This window comes from Bradyrhizobium sp. F1.13.3, assembly GCF_040548265.1.
Lineage (GTDB): Bacteria > Pseudomonadota > Alphaproteobacteria > Rhizobiales > Xanthobacteraceae > Bradyrhizobium.
The window spans coordinates 23,469-40,328 of the sequence record NZ_JBEPRI010000006.1; the positions used below are offsets into that span (position 1 = coordinate 23,469).

15 protein-coding genes and 2 pseudogenes are annotated in these 16,860 nt (G+C 61.9%); 7 read left to right on the forward strand and 10 right to left on the reverse strand.

Going from position 1 to position 16,860, the window contains the following annotated elements; all coding sequences use genetic code 11:
* Positions 1–340: 340 nt before the first annotated feature.
* Together ABIB66_RS43570 and ABIB66_RS17545 are read right to left on the reverse strand one after the other, a co-directional pair.
* Positions 341–1,368, reverse strand: a pseudogene (locus tag ABIB66_RS43570) (IS110 family RNA-guided transposase).
* Positions 1,369–1,689: 321 nt separating this feature from the next.
* Positions 1,690–1,890: pseudogene (locus ABIB66_RS17545) on the reverse strand (HesB/IscA family protein); the annotation flags it as partial.
* A 265-nt stretch (positions 1,891–2,155) separates the two neighbouring features.
* On the opposite strand from ABIB66_RS17545, the gene ABIB66_RS17550 reads away from it, so the two are divergent.
* Together ABIB66_RS17550 and ABIB66_RS17555 are read left to right on the forward strand one after the other, a co-directional pair.
* Positions 2,156–3,832 carry an ATP-dependent Clp protease adaptor ClpS gene (locus tag ABIB66_RS17550; RefSeq protein ID WP_354255089.1) on the forward strand — a complete coding sequence of 559 codons (1,677 nt, stop codon included), beginning with the start codon at positions 2,156–2,158 and terminating at the stop codon, positions 3,830–3,832.
* Positions 3,833–4,928: 1,096 nt separating this feature from the next.
* Positions 4,929–5,231 (forward strand): hypothetical protein, encoded by a 303-nt coding sequence (locus ABIB66_RS17555; protein WP_275174642.1) that lies wholly within the window; start codon positions 4,929–4,931, stop codon positions 5,229–5,231.
* An 11-nt stretch (positions 5,232–5,242) separates the two neighbouring features.
* On the opposite strand, the gene ABIB66_RS17560 is transcribed toward ABIB66_RS17555, so the two are convergent.
* From ABIB66_RS17560 to ABIB66_RS17580, 5 genes are all read right to left on the reverse strand, one after another.
* Positions 5,243–6,574 (reverse strand): tyrosine-type recombinase/integrase, encoded by a 1,332-nt coding sequence (locus tag ABIB66_RS17560; RefSeq protein WP_354207948.1) that lies wholly within the window; start codon positions 6,572–6,574, stop codon positions 5,243–5,245.
* 771 nt (positions 6,575–7,345) lie between these two features.
* Positions 7,346–8,023 (reverse strand): hypothetical protein, encoded by a 678-nt coding sequence (locus ABIB66_RS17565; protein WP_354061850.1) that lies wholly within the window; start codon positions 8,021–8,023, stop codon positions 7,346–7,348.
* Positions 8,024–8,077: 54 nt separating this feature from the next.
* The gene (greA, locus tag ABIB66_RS17570; RefSeq protein WP_275174635.1) at positions 8,078–8,560 is read right to left on the reverse strand and encodes a transcription elongation factor GreA; all 483 of its coding nucleotides are present in this window, start codon (positions 8,558–8,560) and stop codon (positions 8,078–8,080) included.
* Between the two features lie 90 nt (positions 8,561–8,650).
* Entirely contained in the window at positions 8,651–9,166 is a 516-nt protein-coding gene (locus ABIB66_RS17575; RefSeq protein WP_354207951.1) for a hypothetical protein, read from the reverse strand.
* A gap of 157 nt (positions 9,167–9,323) precedes the next feature.
* Positions 9,324–9,662: a hypothetical protein gene (locus ABIB66_RS17580; RefSeq protein WP_354207953.1), complete on the reverse strand. Its 339-nt coding sequence runs from the start codon at positions 9,660–9,662 to the stop codon at positions 9,324–9,326.
* A 255-nt stretch (positions 9,663–9,917) separates the two neighbouring features.
* Between ABIB66_RS17580 and ABIB66_RS17585 the strand changes: the two genes are divergently transcribed.
* From ABIB66_RS17585 to ABIB66_RS17595, 3 genes are all read left to right on the forward strand, one after another.
* Positions 9,918–10,151 (forward strand): DUF3551 domain-containing protein, encoded by a 234-nt coding sequence (locus tag ABIB66_RS17585; protein WP_275174633.1) that lies wholly within the window; start codon positions 9,918–9,920, stop codon positions 10,149–10,151.
* Positions 10,152–10,476: 325 nt separating this feature from the next.
* Entirely contained in the window at positions 10,477–12,012 is a 1,536-nt protein-coding gene (locus ABIB66_RS17590; RefSeq protein WP_275174632.1) for a peroxidase family protein, read from the forward strand.
* Positions 12,013–12,275: 263 nt separating this feature from the next.
* A complete protein-coding gene (locus ABIB66_RS17595) occupies positions 12,276–12,536 on the forward strand; it encodes a hypothetical protein (protein WP_354207956.1) in 261 nt (86 codons plus the stop codon).
* A gap of 282 nt (positions 12,537–12,818) precedes the next feature.
* On the opposite strand, the gene ABIB66_RS17600 is transcribed toward ABIB66_RS17595, so the two are convergent.
* Positions 12,819–13,367 (reverse strand): hypothetical protein, encoded by a 549-nt coding sequence (locus tag ABIB66_RS17600; RefSeq protein WP_354255090.1) that lies wholly within the window; start codon positions 13,365–13,367, stop codon positions 12,819–12,821.
* A 37-nt stretch (positions 13,368–13,404) separates the two neighbouring features.
* Between ABIB66_RS17600 and ABIB66_RS17605 the strand changes: the two genes are divergently transcribed.
* Complete coding sequence (locus tag ABIB66_RS17605) at positions 13,405–13,800, forward strand: tetratricopeptide repeat protein (RefSeq protein WP_354255091.1); 396 nt, start codon at positions 13,405–13,407, stop codon at positions 13,798–13,800.
* 22 nt (positions 13,801–13,822) lie between these two features.
* Complete coding sequence (locus tag ABIB66_RS17610; protein ID WP_354061842.1) at positions 13,823–14,389, forward strand: hypothetical protein; 567 nt, start codon at positions 13,823–13,825, stop codon at positions 14,387–14,389.
* 45 nt (positions 14,390–14,434) lie between these two features.
* On the opposite strand, the gene ABIB66_RS17615 is transcribed toward ABIB66_RS17610, so the two are convergent.
* Together ABIB66_RS17615 and ABIB66_RS17620 are read right to left on the reverse strand one after the other, a co-directional pair.
* Positions 14,435–14,953: a hypothetical protein gene (locus tag ABIB66_RS17615; RefSeq protein ID WP_354207960.1), complete on the reverse strand. Its 519-nt coding sequence runs from the start codon at positions 14,951–14,953 to the stop codon at positions 14,435–14,437.
* A 160-nt stretch (positions 14,954–15,113) separates the two neighbouring features.
* On the reverse strand, positions 15,114–16,661 hold the full coding sequence (locus tag ABIB66_RS17620) for an acetolactate synthase large subunit (protein ID WP_354207962.1): 1,548 nt from the start codon (positions 16,659–16,661) through the stop codon (positions 15,114–15,116).
* Positions 16,662–16,860 lie beyond the last annotated feature (199 nt).

The following is a 16,860-nucleotide window of genomic DNA, read 5'->3' on the forward strand; positions in this document are numbered from 1 at the left end:
TGCGGTTTGTTGTCAAGCTTACATTTCTAACTCGCCCACGGCACGGTGGTAGCGCTCGCGCCGTCGGAGCTGGTCCGGATTGCGGAGACGGAGCGGGCGCGGCTGATACGTGCTTTGCCGGCCAGGCACTGGATCGCGGAGCTGGTTGATGTCTTCGCTGGGATCATGGTCCTTTCCGAGGTCGCGCAGCGCCTCACGATGATTCCGGGTCGGGGCGCCTCAACGTTTGCAGCGGAATGCGGACGAGCCGCCACCAGCCGATTGACCGAGGTGCCACAACACCGTCCCAGCGGGACATCGCCAGTCCGGCAGACCGGACCAGGAACTTTACAAGATCGGATCAGGCTTCCTTCGCCTGGCCCCAGTCGAACGATCTGCCGTCGACCCAGATACAGTGAAGAACGATGGCGATTTTACGCGCGATGGCGACCTTTGCCTTTCGCATGCCCATCCGCTTGGCGAGCTTCATGCCCCAAGCCTTGAGAGAGGACCATTTCTTCGTTCTATAAAGCAGGACGGTCGCCGCCTCGTACAGGTAAGTTCGAAGAAGACGGTCGCCCCATCGTGATATCTTGCCATTGATATCAGTTTCGCCAGACTGGTTGCGTCGAGGCGTAAGACCCAGATAGGCGCCGACGCTGGATGCCGATCGGAAGCGCGATGGGTCGTCGATCGTATGGCGGAAGGTCAAGGCGGTCACCACGCCGACACCAAGAACCGTCATCAGGCGGCGCGTTGTCTCATCCGACTTCGCCAACTGGCGGACTTCGTCGTCGAACTTGCTTTGCTGCTTGCAGATCTGCTCATGGATCGACAGAAGCGGCGCGATCACACCGAGGAGCTGATGATCTTCGCCCAATAGCTCGCAGACCTGATTGCGGAACTGCAGTCCGATCGCGCGTGGGAAAGAGCAAGCCGTATTCTTTGATTAAACTGCGGACTTGGTTCTCGATATCTCGACGAATGGCCACGAGCCGAGATCTCGCGACGAGTATCGCGCGTATCTTCTGACTTTCCTCGCTCTTGACTTTGACTTCTCGGTACCAGCCGACCCGCACCAGTTCGGCCAAACCTCGAGCATCATTCTGATCGCTCTTGTTCATGCGTACGGACAAAGCCGCGTGGGCATGACGCGCGTCGATGCAGACCACCGGAAGATCAACCCTACGAAGTTCATGCCATAGCCAACTCGCCATCGCCCCGGTCTCAATCCGATGCGCTCCGCCTGTGGCGCTCGCTTGCGAAGCAGTGCCCTCAGCGCCCCCGGGTCGGACTTGGCCTTTCCCTCGAACATGACCTGACCCACTTCGTCGACCACACACACTGATGTTTCTTTTTGCGAGCATCCAACCCAACATACTGCTTCATAGCCCCTCCGATTCGCGGGATTGCGGGAAGGCTTGAAGATAGCGGACATTTCGAGCCGCGGGCGCCGACCGCAATTACGTCATCGTTTGCAAATTTTTGCAAGCCGATTGACATCCCAGCGCTTTCGCCCCCAGGGGCGACAAAGCGCCGGAGGCTCTGTTCATTCAGAACAGGGGCCATCTCCTGATAGCGCTTCCGCGCGGTGCGCGCCTGAGCGGCTCGAATCATCCCACGACGCTACGTCGCGCGACTCATCATTGTGAATCCTGCGCAAACAATCCTCGCGATCTGTGGCAACTGTGACTCAGTTGTTTATGGCGGGCTCTTATTGTCGACGACGAACACCTTGACGCCGTCGCGCTCTGTCACGGTGTCGTCAGGCTTAGCCTCGTCGGCCAGGCTCATCCGGTATTTGAACCCGTCGCAGCCACCGGTCTCGATGCGCAGGCCGCTCGTCGGCTGCGCCGAACCCGAGATCACGCTCTTGAGCGCATTCACTGCGCTATCCGTCAGATTGATCATGGCTATCCTTTTTGCCTGGGTCGTTTGGATAGGAATTGGCAAGTCGCATGCCAGCGCGCCCGAGCTTGACATTGTCCGAGATCGCGCCTGTTGGCTTTGCGGCGCGTGTAGGGTTGCTGACAAAGGTCTTCGAGGGATTGCGGCGGCCTTGCGTGTCTTCTTTATGTATTCCGCCGATGAAGCGTAAGGAACGCGGCGGCAAGCAATTTGCATAACGTGTCTAAGCCGGTCGAAGTGTCCGGTGATGAGCTTAGATTGGAACCACATGGCGAACACTGCCGAACAACTAGAACACGCACCGGGGGTCTTTGTGGACAAGATCTGCGCAGGCGGGGCGCCCATTCAGCTTCTTTTGCACAATGACGGCAAGACGACCCTCGGTCTCGTGGTACGGCTGCTGCGCGAGGTATTCGACAAACAAGAGCGGGATGCCATTGCGCTCGCCAAACTCGTCTTGCAGCATGGCAAGGCCGTCTGCGGACGCTATCCACCCTCAGTCGCAAAGGCGCTCCTCGAGGCGGCGCAAGAGCGCATCCGAGCTGAAGGATGTCCCCTGCTGATCACGGACGAAGCCGCGGACGAAGCGGACAGCCCCGACCTGTCCGACGTGCAATTCGAATATGCCTACGAAGCCCTTGAGTGGCACTTCACCAATATACCGCCGAGCGAACTCGCCACTACTGTGAGGCAATTCCCGGGCCACATGCAGGCCGATGTTCAGGTCGCGGTCGATAAACTATTCGCCGATCCTGTCCGCTTCTTCGGCGCCTATGCAGAACATAGGTACGAGACGCTTTCATTCGCTCGGATGAAAAAGCGTGGACAGAATGCGATTTCGCTGGTGCCGCCGCAATATCACCAGGTCGATACTGGCGAGACGGCGCCGGTCAAATGCCTGTACAATGGACTGTGGCTCTGCCGAGCGAGCGAATTTTTCTTTGCCGTCGTGCTCTCTACTGAATTCGAGTTCGACCAAGAGCCGAGGATCCGGATTGAAATCGTTGCCCCTGCGGGGACTGGCGGCGAAGCCTTTGTTCAGCGGAGCTTTGACGAACTGGAACGGGCGGTACACGCGGCACGTTCTTATCGCGGCAAGATTCTCTCATTCGAGAAAGCTGCGAATTACAGCGGCCGCTCAAGAGGCATCATGGTGCATCGACTGGCACCAGTTAGGCGCGAGGACGTGATCCTGCGGGAACAGGCTATCAAATTGCTCGATCGCAACGTGTTGAGTTTTGTCGCCACGCGTGACGCACTCCGCCGATTCGGCCAGTCGACCCGCAAGGGCATCCTGCTCTATGGCCCGCCCGGCACCGGTAAGACCCACACCATCCGCTATCTCGCCACCAACCTACCGGGACACACTACGCTAATAATCACCGCCGAAGAGGTCGGTCAGCTGAGCGCCTATATGGCGCTCGCGCGCCTGCTGCAGCCTACCATGGTGGTGATCGAGGATGTCGATCTGATCGCCAGCAAGCGCGACGACTTGACAACATGTGAGGAGGTCGCGCTGAACAAACTTCTGAATGAAATGGACGGCTTGAAGGAAGACGCTGACATCCTCTTCGTGCTCACCACCAACCGCCCCGAGCAACTCGAGGGCGCCCTGGCCGGTCGCCCCGGCCGCATCGACCAGGCGATCGAGATGCCGCTGCCTGATACGACCGGGCGCGACAAGCTGATCCGACTTTACGGCACGGGCCTACCGCTTGAGGCGCAGATCGTAGCCGAGACGGTGCGCCGCACTGAGGGCGTCAGCGCCGCTTTCATTAAGGAGCTGATGCGACGCATTGCGCAATCATGCATCGCTCGTGACGGCGGAAACTCAGTGACCACAGCTGACATCGAGGAAGCGCTCGAAGACATGCTGTTCGCCGGCGGCCGCCTCAACGTGAAGCTCTTGGGTGGGGCCGGACCGATGGCTGCGGGGTCTGAATGAAGGCGAAGGGAGGAAGATCACCCGCCAAGGGCTGTGCCAACTCCCGCATGCGCCGGGTGTCGACGACGCGTCTATGATTGATGAGCAGCGAGGCGGTTCGTAAACGCGAACCGCCGCGACAACTCGCCCGCTCAACCGTCGCTCGCTGTTCCATGCCGGCCTGCCCCTACAGGCGGGCTTCGATATCAACGCCTCGCCACAGCCGACAAGCAATGAGCAGCTTCGCCATCCGTCAAGGAACGAGAACGGCTGCGGGATTGCCGGCGAAAAGTCCCCCTGCGAAAGCGGCCACCTGGGTAGTACATGCGCATGCAGTTTTGTCCGGCCGATGCATCGGCTGACTCATACCTCATGATGGGTCCGACGAGCCGACAAGACACGACACCAACTCCTTAGGAGAAGCGCTATGACGATTTCGCGGGCGGAAGTTATCACATCGATCGAGCGGCGGCGCCGGTGGTCACCGAACGAGAAGGAACGGCTTGTTGCAGCATCGCTCGAGCCGGAGCCAGTGTTTCCGAGATGGCTCGCATGGCTGGCCTTCATGTAAGCCAGCTGTTCAGCTGGCGCTAAGAGCTTTGCAAGAACGGCGAAGCGAGTATAGCGCCGTTCGTGCCGGTCGAGATTGGGCCATCTGTGCCGCTGCGGGAGTTGGCCGTGCGCCATTGACGACGAGGCCGGCGCGTCGACGGAAGAGCCTGGGCATCATCGAGATAGATCTTGGTAGCGGGCACCGCATCCGTGTGGATGGCGACGTAGATGGAGACGCGGAGCATACAAACTGGTGGAGATCGAGATTTACGGCCAGCTGGCCGCCCTGCTCAGAATTTCTGAGAGGGCGGTGGCCGATCCCCTAGAGTCTAGGGGTATACTGGTTGCGGGGATAGGATTTGAACCTATGATCTTCAGGTTATGAGGCTCGAAGGCCGGAATGAAGCGAAAAGGGCCGCCGGGCACGTCCCAAATGAATCGAAACGGTTCGTCCTTTTTGTACGCCACACCAACCCGGCAGCCATACCTGCGCACTTGATTTCTTTCTTGCCAGAGCAGCCTCCGATCTTATCGCCTCAGACCGATCGTGGTTCGGGACCGAGGCATGAGCGGCAAGGACGAAAAGAGTCGGATCGAGACGTTAGGGTCGCCAAGCAGTCGGAAAATGCCGCCTGCTACGAAGCGCCATCGTAAGAACCGTGGCATGCCGCCGCCGGCGACGTTCGATATCGAAACGTTGCCGGGCAGCTCTAATTTAACGGCATTAGAGGCGGCGGCGGTTATCCGCCGCACGCCCGGAGCGCTGGAGCAGTGGCGGCGCAATCCGAACCACCCGCTCAAATGGCGCTACGTCGATGGCCGGCCCCTCTATCGTGTCGATTCAGTGCGTGACTATCTGGCCAAGTGACGACAAAACCACTAAGATCCCTCAGCCGCATAATGCTCACGCAGACGCCCGAGGAGTTCGGCCTTGATCGGGTCAAGCGGATTCGTCCGCTGCAGGCGCACGATTTTCCCGACCCTTTTCGCGCCGACCAACTGCGCAATGTAGTCGTGAGCCGCTTCAAATGCCATCTTGCGGATGATCCACTGTTCGTCGTGATTGTAGACCTGATCGATTCCGCTAGGCTTTTGCCCAACACACAGCCGCTGGATTTCGTTGTCGTAGCCACAGCGCGACATGATGGTGCGCAAGCTGCGCCTTAAGTCATGCATGGTGAACTTGGCGACGCTCGCTTCCTTGACCAAACGGTTGACCATCTTGGTGAAGCCGGACATTAGGCCGCCGGTCTTTGGTGACGGGAAGACATAGTCGGAAGTTGCCCGCTGGAAATATTTCGCGGCCGCGAGCACCTCGTCAACGAGATGGGTGCGCGGCAGGTCGTGGTGCAGGCCCATCTTGGTCCATGTGGCATCGAAGGTGATGCGGTCGTCCATGACGTGCTTCGACCACTCGATCATGGTTGGCTCGCTGCGGCGCGGGCCGCCTAGTAGACACATCCGTACCAGAAGCCCGAAAGTCCCGAGCTTGCCGGATGCCTGCCAGACCTTGATGATCTCGTCATCGCTCAGCGCGCGTCCTTTGGTGCGGCGCAAGATCCGCTGCGCCCGGGTTTCCTTCGGCTCGCGATAACCAGCGAGCACATTGTGGTCGAGATAACCCTCGCCGACGCACCATTCGAGGAAAGTGTGGGTGTGCTTGCGCAGGTCCTTGGCCGCCCCACGCTTGCCGGTCTTGGCAATCTTGTCGACGGCCGCCATGATCTGTCGCCGCGTCAGGTCTCCGACGGCGCTCTCGGAGTGTTCCTTGAGCCCGCGCCGCAGCGCCGACAGTGCTGGCTTCCAGTTGACGACTTGGCGTCCGGTCAAGGACCCCTGGTAGGGACCATCTTCAACAATGAGGGTGGTTAGCGTGGTGCGCTGCTTCTCGGTTGCCTGTTGCCGCCTCGCCTCGCGCTTGGCGTCGTTCGGATCCACGCCCTTGAAGACCTCGCCCGCGGCGATGGTGGCGGCCTTGCGCGCTGCCTTCTCATTATATTTGGGCCAGGCGCCTAGGGTCTTGCGCTGGGTTCCCCTCACCCCCGGTTTGGTGAAAAGATAGACCCATGTCCGGCCACCGGTCGCGCGCATGCGCAGCGCGAGGCCGGGCAACTTGTCGTCGTGGAGATAATGCTGCGCCTTACTTGGCGGCAACGTCGCGTTGCGAATCACGGCATCGGTAAGTGTCAGCTGGTTGGTCGGCTCCGGCATGGTCCCTGTGCTCCCAGTCGCGGTGTGCCCCGCAGCCGCCGGGACCATCGAAGCGAAGGGAAAGTGATCATTGACTTTCCTTCGCTTTTTCCGCCTCGGGGCACACCAGCGTGGAAGGACGGCCCTTGAAGAACAGAGGGGCACAGACCCTCCCCGATTTGTGTGCCCCAAGGGAAGATGGCACGGGGGCACAGCGGGGGCATACAAAATGTAGCTTGGTCAGTTGTGGCCTGTTATGGCCGCATATGGCAAAATCCCGTACAATGCAGAGACTTATCTACTTTTTACTATGGCTGTCTCGGGTTGGCTAGGGACTACGAATTGTGGTTCACACGGGAGAGGTCCAAGGTTCGATCCCTTGTGCGCCCACCATTCACCTTCCTGAACCCTGCTGATCGCGGACCCATCGCCGACGCCTGGCGATGTGTCGGGACCGCCTCAATCAAAAATGTCGAAAACAACCCCATGCACAGTAGCCGACCTCAGTCGGATCAAGGGGTTACCACTATGCTATTTTTCCGAAATCGGATTTGACTCGCCGGGCAAAACACCGGCATGATGGCATCGTCGCGGTGGCCTGAGCGGGAAGTATTGGTCATCGCCCTTGGGGCACTAGCTCTTTGCTTTGCGCATGATGTCACGTCGTCATTGCGAGCGCAGCGAAGCAATCCAGAGTCTTTCCGCGGAGACAGACTGGATTGCTTCGCTGCGCTCGCAATGACGGAGCAAGGGGTGAGACCGCGCCGATCGACGCCCACGCCATCTCAAGCGTCAAGCAACCCGCGCCGGCCGCCAGGCCGCGTACAGACCGACGAAGGTCCCGATGGCGACCAGTGCTGCGGCCAGCAGCAGCTGCAATTCCCCGTCGTCGGTGGTGCCTACGGACGACACGAGTCTGCTCACGACGACGAACAGAACGCCCACGGAAGCTGCTGCACCCACGCCGAGATAGGCGAGTTCGCGCGTCAGGTTGCGGCCGAGGAGGCCGAGTGCCGTGAAATACATCGCGCAGGCGTTGGGATGAACGAACAGGGCAATTCGCGCGTAAGGGCCGTAGGCATCGAGCAAGGACTCACACCGGTTCAGCGCCGCCTTTGAGGCGACCCGCTGCAACAGCGGTCGGAAAAAGCGAGCCTGCCCGTAGCTCAGGACGGCGCCCACGATGATGGCCAGCCACGCCACGATGAAAACGGAGACGTCCGCGGGCTTCGGATTGAGCGCCACGGACATCAGGATGAGAGCGGTTCCGGGAAAATAGCCAAAATACGGGAAGACCGACTCCAGCAGCACGCAGACGAAAATGAAGACCAGAAACCACGACGAACCGGTCGCATCCTGGACGATGGCGTTCAAGTCGAAGAGATCAGTCTTGTACAGGACGAGGTACATGCACATGGCCAATCCGGCCAGCGCGTAGAACGGCAATGCTCCCGACAGAAACCGCCTCATCCAGCTATCGCGCCTTGTTGCGCGGACACAGCGGAAACCATCGATAAACGTCCCCTACCCAATCGACAAAATCTCGATCTCCTGCGCACCCGCCCCCACGACATCCCCGACCGCCTTCCCCATCAACGACTTCGCCACCGGCGCCACGAACGAGATCGAGCCGGCCTTGGGGTCGGCTTCGTCCTCGCCGACGATGCGATAGGTTTGCACGCGGCCATCGGCGCGGCTGAAGGTCACCGTGCTGCCGAAGGCCACGATATCGGTCGAGGCCGGGGCGGGAACGACCTGCGCCGTGCGCAGCCGTTCGGTGAGATAGCGGGCGTCACGCAAGGGCACCGCCGATTGCCGGCGCTTTTCGTTGACGTCCTCGATGGCTTGCGCGGCTTCATAGGCCTCGCGTGCGTCCTGAAGCTGTCTTTGCAGCGCCTGCAAGCCCGCTTCCGTCACGAGGTTCGGATGCGGCGAGATCGGCCGATCCGGCAGCAGCGTCTCGGCGGCGGTTTCCGCGCTCTCTTCTTTGGTAAAGGCAACGCTCAAGTCGAAAATCCTGTCGAACTGTTCGGGCTCACGGCCGGCACCGTCGCGCCGCGAGGAATTGCGGCGGGCCGAAGCTGGCGATCTCCCGGATCATATCTCAAGTTCGACGAAACGGCGCAGCTTGAAGACGATGTCCGGCATGGCCTGGCGGAACCGCGTGGCATCCCGGAACGTGGCCGAGAACGGCGCGAAGGTGATCATCGCGTTCCAGTGCCTGTACCCGTAGACCGTGACGGAGGCGCCGGTCGCCGGAAAATTCTCCAGCTTGCGCAGCTCGCCCAGGACGAGATCCGCGATTGCTTCAGCAGGCAGCAACTGCTTGCCATCAGGCGTCGTGGCGATCTTCGCCGGCGGCTCGACCGGCTTCGCGGCAGCCGGCGCCGCATTGGGCGCGCTCTCGGAATCGTTCTCTGAGTTGTTCTCGGGCTTGGCCGGCGGCGTATCGGGGACGGGCTCGACCAGCTCAAAAAATCCGTTCGTGGGCGCAGTCGGCGGCGGAACCTCGATGAGCGGCGGTGGCGCGACACTTTGTGCGGCGCGCTTGTTGCCTCCCAGGATGCTGCTGATCATGGCCACAAGGCCAGCATCCCTCACGTCGTCACTCATAACTCCCCCCAGGCTTCGACCTACTCTAGCACCGCTCGCGCGGACCGCCACTGGGGATGTATGGCCGGATTCCGCCCGGCCAAGATCCTGTTTCACGACCGTCTCGCGATGGCACCGGCGGCGCGATGCCCGATCATTTCGCGCCGCCGTGGATCCGTCACTGCTTATCGAACGGAACGTATTGCTGGTACTGCTTCGGCACCGAGCTGCGGTAGCGCGCGGGCACCGTGCCGCTGTCGACCGAGTGATCGATCTCCTGCTGCCGCGTCATCTTCTTCTTCGCCGGCTTCTTCGACGCACTCTTCTTGGAGTCGGTCGGCTGGCTGGAAGCGTCATTGGTGGCGCCCGGCGCTGTCGTCGTCGCTGCCGGCGCGGCGGTTGTCGCCGCAGGCGCCGCCGTTCCTGCGGCGGTTGGTGCGCCCTGTGCCAGCGCAAGCGGTGTCTGCATGAGAAGCGCCAGCGCTGCTGTCGCAGCCAGCAAGTATGATTTTTGCATTAGAACCTCCAAAATTCCTGATCCGAACAAGGCAAGCGTAGTTCTCCGGGATCGACGCGTGCAAGTCCGTTCACGATAGGCCGGAACCCCGTCGTGAACTGTGGCCGAGATCACATTGCCGGCGGCAGGCTGCGTCATGATGTGCCTTGTCGCGAACGCAAAAGCCGTTCGCCGACACCAACACAGGCATGACTTTGCAACAGACGAGCCAGGCCCGCTGACATTCCTATCCACTCGCTCTCGAAGGAGACTGAAATGCGTCGCACCATCCTCACACTCGCATCGCTCGCGGCCCTGATGGCCGTAGCAGCCCCGGCCGCCCAGGCACATCCTGCGAACGATCGATATTGCATCCAGGGCCGCTCGTGGGGTTACCCCGGCAATTGCCAGTTCGCCAGCTATCAGCAGTGCCTCGCCAGCGCGTCCGGCACGTCGTCTTATTGCGGCATCAACCCGCGCTACGCGTTCTCGCAGCAGCGCGACTACTGACGAATTCGCGGCGTGCGCGCATGACGCGCGCGCCGCCACAATTTTTGCGTGAAAACGATCCGCGTCGCCGATACCTCGGCGAATTGAAACTGTGCGAAGCCGCCTGCGTCCGTCGATGACGAGAATGTTATCCGTCTTCGCCACGGAGAATATTCACGATGCGCCGCCGTGGCTTGCAGGCGGGCGTCTCCTTCCGAAAATTTTGATGACGGGCAATTGTGATCCATCTCGCTCGTGGCAGGCGTGATCGCGCCTAGGCTGCAAACTCCAGCGCGAGGAACTTGAGCCCGAACTGTTTCATCCGACTTTTCAGGAAGGTGTTTCAATGAGCAGCCGCCACGCAATTGTTCCGCGCGGTCTGAACGCAACGCGTTCGCCGCTTTCGCAAGGCCGCTTCGGCCGCATGTTCCGCAAGCTCGCACCGGCCAAATTCGGCCCGAACGATTCCGACAATGTTGCAAACCTGTCGGCGCTCGCCGACAAGATGGTCGCCGGCTTCGACGGACCGAAGGACGGGCCGGACGCCGAAGAGAGCGGCATTCCCTCGCTCTACACTTATTTCGGCCAGTTCATCGACCACGACATCACCTTCGATCCGGTCAGCTCGCTGACCAAGCAGCAGGATCCCGACGGGCTCGTCGACTTCCGCACACCGTCGCTCGACATGGACAATCTCTACGGCCGCGGCCCGAACGACCAGCCCTACATGTATGACGGCATCAAGTTCCGCCTCGGCGAGAAGGTCACCGGCGCCGGCGTGCCCGATGCAGTCGATTTGCCGCGGTTCAAGGGCCGCGCGCTGATCGGCGATCCCCGCAACGACGAGAACAGCATCGTCTCGCAATTCCAGGCCTTGATGCTGCGCTTTCACAACCGCATGGTCGACGACAATGACAGCCTGTCGTTCGAAGACGTGCAGCAGCGCGTTCGATTCCACTATCAGTATGTGGTGCTGAACGACTTCCTGCCGCGCATTGTCCACGCCAGCGTGCTGGACGAGCTGAAGACCGCAGGTCAATACGACCGCAGCAAGCTCGCTTACTACCATTGGAAGACCTATCCGTTCATGCCGGTCGAGTTCTCGGTCGCGGCCTATCGGCTCGGGCACTCCATGATCCGCCCCGGCTACCGGCTGAACGACGCCGCCAACATGCTGCTGCAGATCTTCCCCGATCCCAACAATCCCGACCACAACGCACTGACCGGCTTCCGCGCGATGGGACCGGGACGCGCCATGGATTGGGGCCGCTTCATCGATCTCGACACCCGCCCCTACGGCGTCGAGGACGACGATACCAATCCCGACAACAAGAGACGGCTGCAGTTCGCCTATCGCATCGATGCCTCGCTGGTGGACCCGCTGCGCAAGCTGCCGCCGGAAGTCGCCTCTAATCCGGCGTCGCTGGCGCTACGCAATCTCGAGCGCAGCTGGCGGCTCGGACTGCCGTCGGGCCAGGCCGTCGCCAGGGCGATGAACCTGACGCCGCTGACCGACGACGAGATCATCATCGGCAAGGCCGTCGACGAGCCGGGACCGGGCGATCCGCAAGTCAAGATCGCGACCATCGCGAACGGCGTGTTCGCCGGCAACTGCCCGCTGTGGGCCTACATCCTGGCCGAGGCGCGGCAAAACGCGACGGACATGGCAATCCCCGCCACCGGTGGGCCCGCCACCGTCAAGACCCCGCAGCTCGGGCCGGTCGGCGGCCGCATCGTCGCCGAGGTCTTCCTCGGCATGATGTTCGGAGACAATTCCTCCGTGCTGTCGCTCGATCCGCAATGGACGCCGGTGACCGGCTCCAGCTTCGCGCTGAAGGACCTCGTCGCCTACGCGCTCGGCCAGGGCGATCCGCTGCATTGAGCGGGTAACGGACGATGGTGCAAGGCCGGTCGTCGTGCGAGCTGCCTTGTGGCCCACTCGCACGACGGGCGGGCGGATGGCTCCTGACAGGCGTGCTTCCCTAACGCGAATCCGTCCGCTTCCTGTTGACTCGCATCGCGAATGGAGAAATCCTTCAAAAACGCAATTGCCATTGCCAATTCTCAGCAGTACGAACTTCGGCGCCCTCGGTTTTATCGGCGCCATCTGACCAGATTTATTCTGAACAGAAAACGGAGGGGCCGATGCGCGCGCTCGCCTTGAGAACCGTCTCTCTTCTCGCCCTCGCTACCCTGAGCTCGATTTCCGGCACGCCCGCCGCACGCGCGGAGGACGGGGCCGATGAGCAATTTGGCAAGGTGCACTTCCAGACCTCCTGCAACGAGGTGGCGCAGCGCCGCTTCGATCGCGGGATGCGTTATCAGCACTCGTTCTGGTACCGGCCCGCAAAGGAAATTTTCGAGGAGACGCTGCAGGCCGATCCGGAATGCGCGATCGCCTATTAGGGCATTGCGCTGAGCCTGCTGTACAATCCGCATTTTCCCGCGCCTAAGGAAAACCTCACCGGAGGTATCGCCGCGCTGCAGAAGGCCAAGGCACTCGGCGCCAAGAGCGAACGCGAACGCGACTATATCGACGCGCTGCTGGCCTTCTATTCGGGCGACGAAAAGACGACGTTTGGCCAGCGCGCACAGGCCTATCTCAAGGCAACCGAAGCCGTCGCCGCGCGCTATCCCGATGATGACGAGGCGCAGATCGCCTACGCCATTACGCTGAATGTCACGGCGTCACCAAACGACAAGACCTATGCCAACCAGCTCAAGGGCGCTGCTATCCTGGAGCCGATCTTCAAGCGCCAGCCGCGGCATCCCGGCGTCGCGCATTATCTGATCCACCTCTATGACTATCCGGCGATCGCAGAGCAAGGACTCGACGCTGCCAAGCGCTATTCCGAGATCGCGCCGGCGGCACCGCACGCCTTGCATATGCCGTCGCACATCTTCACGCGCGTCGGCTACTGGAACGAATCCATCGACGCCAATAGCCGTTCCGCCAAGGCTGCCAAGGAGGGCAAGGACCCAAGCGAGCAGCTGCATGCCGACGACTATATGGTCTACGCCCTGCTCCAGCTTGCGCAGGACAGCCGAGCCAGCGAGGTCATCGCGGACATGGTTGCGACCACGGGCTATGCGCCGGCTGTCCGCGCCGGTCCCTACGCGATAGCAGCCAGCCAGGCGCGCTATATGGTCGAGCGTGGTGATTGGCAGGGCGCTGCTGCGCTGAAGGTCGAGCCGAGCCGGTTTGCCTATGTCGATGCGATCAGAGTTGCGGGACAAGCTGCAGCAGGACAAGGACGCCTATTGGACCGAAATCGTGGACATTCAGCGGCAGGTCGCTACAGCCTGGCAGCTCAACGCCCTGGGGAAACAGGCGGATGCGCTGGAAGCGATGCGCCTTGCCGCCGATGCCGAAGACAAGACCGAGAAATCCATCGTGACGCCGGGTCCGCTTGCCCCCGCACGCGAGCTTTACGGGACCATGCTGCTCGAACGTGGCATGGCGACGGAAGCATTGGCCGCGTTCGAAAGCACCATGCGCAAGGAGCCGAACCGCTTTGGCGCGACCATCGGCGCCGCTCGCGCGGCCGAGAAAGCGGGGGATGCTGTGAAGGCCCGCCAGTACTACGCGAAAGTCGTCGAAACGGCGAGAAATGGCGACTCGTCTCGGGAAGACCTCGCGGCCGCACGAAAGTTGATGGCTCAGAATTAGCAAAGGGGCCGCGGCAACGTCCATGCGCCTGACCAGCAAATTCGTTGCAATCAGCGCAGCCAGTGCGCTGCTCTGCGCAGCCGCTGCGGTCTGGATATTGCGATCCGGTGAACCGGCACGCGCAACATCGGCCTCCGGCGAGGTCCGCCCGGTGTGGACGGAAATCGACTGGCCTTTCGGCGCGGACCCCTGGGGGAAAGGAAAAGCGTTCCGCTGCAAGGCCGAAGATTGCGGCGGCGAGGTCCAGCTCTACGTTCGCCCCAAGCTCGGCTTTTGCAACTGCGCTACCGGAGTCGCCGACGACGGCGACCTCGAACAGATGGGCGACCTGGCGCTGATTGGGAGGGCAACGCCGACGGCTGCCGGCCGAGAGATCGTCGTCGGTCCGATGCGCGGCCGCAGCCGGGCATATCGCGTCGAAGGGAACCCCAAGGCCGCGCTCTCACTCGCCTTCAATCAACGCTGCGACATGGTAGCCGCGACGGCTTTGCTCGCACCGGGCGCGACCGCGTCACTGGAGCCGGCGGTGCTGTCATTCCTCAATAGCGACCGCATGTTGAAATGGGCCGAGATCGCCCTTGGATTATGACTCAAAGCAATAGCTGAATTAAACGCGACAATCTCGGCACTCGCCTTAACGCGCAGCCCTCAGGCCGATCTCCTCCAGCCGGGTCGCGAACCAGCGCGACAGCGGTTGCTCAAGGACGCCGCTGACATAGACTTCCGAGATCGTCACGTTGTTCTTGTCCAGCACCAGCAGCACGCCGATCCAGAAGGCGAACCAGACATGCGCATCGGTCAGCGCCATCAGCTTATGCTGGTCGTGATCAAGCGCGGTGTGATTGCTCGCCTTGCGGATCTCCACGGTCAGCAGATTGTTCGGGATCTCGCGCTGATGCACGACGACGTCAGGATAGATCGACTTGCCCAGGTGATCGTCGGTCGAGATGATGGTGCCGTGCGGCAGATGCAGCGTACGTTCGCCGAGCCGGTCGTAGTTGCAATCGACCGACCAGCCGGAGAATTGCTTCTCCAGATATACAGCGAAGCGGTGCGTGATGGCACGCTCGCCGATGTCCTTCTCGAACAGGAATGCTTCGTGGGCGTAGAAGTCCCGGAGCGCCGCGATCACCTTGTTCAGCTCGGTCTGCATCTTGCCCCCCGGCCACTCGGCGCTCCATTTCAAAGCCGTGAGTAGCCCGGATGGAACGTAGCGCAATCCGGGTTCTCGCAAAACGCACAATGTCCCGGATTACGCTGTGCTCCATCCGGGCTACATGAGGGCCGGAATTCGCGGCGCGATCGAGCAGTTCTTACATCTGGACTTCGATAAGCCGCGGACCGGGCTCGGCGACGGCTTCGGCCAGCGCCTTGTTGAACTCGTCCGCGTTGGTAACGGCGCGGCCGGGCACGCCCATGCCCTTGGCCAGCGCCACGAAATCCAGCGTCGGCCGGTCGAGGCGAAGCATGTCGTTGGCGCGCTGGCCGGGCTCGCCGGCGCCGACATTGTCGAACTCGCCGCGCAGGATCTGGTAGATGCGATTGGCGAACACGATGGTGACGATGTTGAGGTTTTCACGAGCCTGGGTCCACAGCGACTGGATCGTGTACATCGCGCTGCCGTCGCCGACCATGCAGATCACCTTGCGGTCCGGGCAGGCGATCGCGGCACCAATCGAGAGCGGCGTCGAGAAGCCGATCGAGCCGCCCATGTTCTGGAGCCAGTCGTGCGGAGCAGCCGCCGCCGTCGGCGGGAAGAAGGCGCGGCCGGTGGTGAGGGATTCGTCGACCAGGATCGCATTCTCGGGGATCGCATAGGCGATCGACTGCGCGATCGAGGCGTGGGTCAGTGCGCCGGTCGGCTTGAGCAGCTCGGCCGAGGCCTGCGGCTTGACGTCCTTCGCGCTGGCCTTCACCGCGCCGGCGAGCGCTTCCAGCGCTGCCACCGAATTCTCACCCCAAGAGGTCATGCGATGCACGTCGCAGCCTTCCGGCTTGAGGATGCTCGGTTTGTTCGGATAGGCGAAGAAGGCCACGGGATCGTCGGACTCGACCAGCACGATATGGCGGAACCTCGCCAGCATCTGCAGCGCGTTGTCGATCACGTAATGGATGCGATCGATCGAGAAGCGGCCGCGGCCGCGCGCCATCCTGGGACGGAAGGTCGGGCCCATCACGGTGCAGCCGGTCTTGGCGGCGATGCGCTCGGCCAGCGCCAGCCCCTGCTCGCTCAGCGCACTGCCGGTCATCAGCAGCAGCGTGCCCTCGCCATCGCCGTGCAGGATTTTTGCGGCCTGCTCGACCGCCTGCGGCGAATAGCTCGCGCGCTGCTGATCGGCCGGAACCTCGGCGATGCCATCCGCTTCGTTCCAGGCGGTGTCGGCGGGCAGGATCAGGGTCGCGATCTGCGGCGGCGCGCTCTTGGCGGCGGCGATCGCCGCGGCACCGTCGGCGGCGACTGATTTGGAGTCCGGCGAGGTCCGGACCCAGGAGGACATCGGCCGGGCCAGACCCTCGATGTCGGAGGTCAGCGGCGCGTTGTAGCCGATGTGGTAGACGGCGTGCTGGCCGACGATGTTGACGATGCCGGAATTCGCCTTCTTGGCGTTGTGCAGATTGGCAAGGCCGTTGGCGAGACCGGGGCCGAGATGCAGCAGCGTCGAGGCCGGCGTGCCCTTCATGCGGAAATAGCCGTCGGCGGCGCCGGTCACCACGCCTTCGAACAGGCCGAGCACGCAACGCATGCCGGGCACGCGGTCCAGCGCTGCGACAAAATGCATCTCGGAGGTGCCGGGGTTGGAGAAGCAGACGTCGACCCCGCCCTTGACCATCGTCCGCACCAGACTTTCCGCACCGTTCATCCGTCAGCTCCTGCAACCGGCAATGTTCCAACAATCCGTCCGATCAATCATTGTTCGCTCGTCTCGTCAAAGCAATAGCCGGCATCGCCGCCCTGCGATGCGCCCGTTTGGCTAATGCTTTCCGGCAAATTGGCATGGTTGCCGATTTGGTAACGCCATTCATTAAGGATGCCTCCCTCACGGTGGCGTGGCTTGCGGA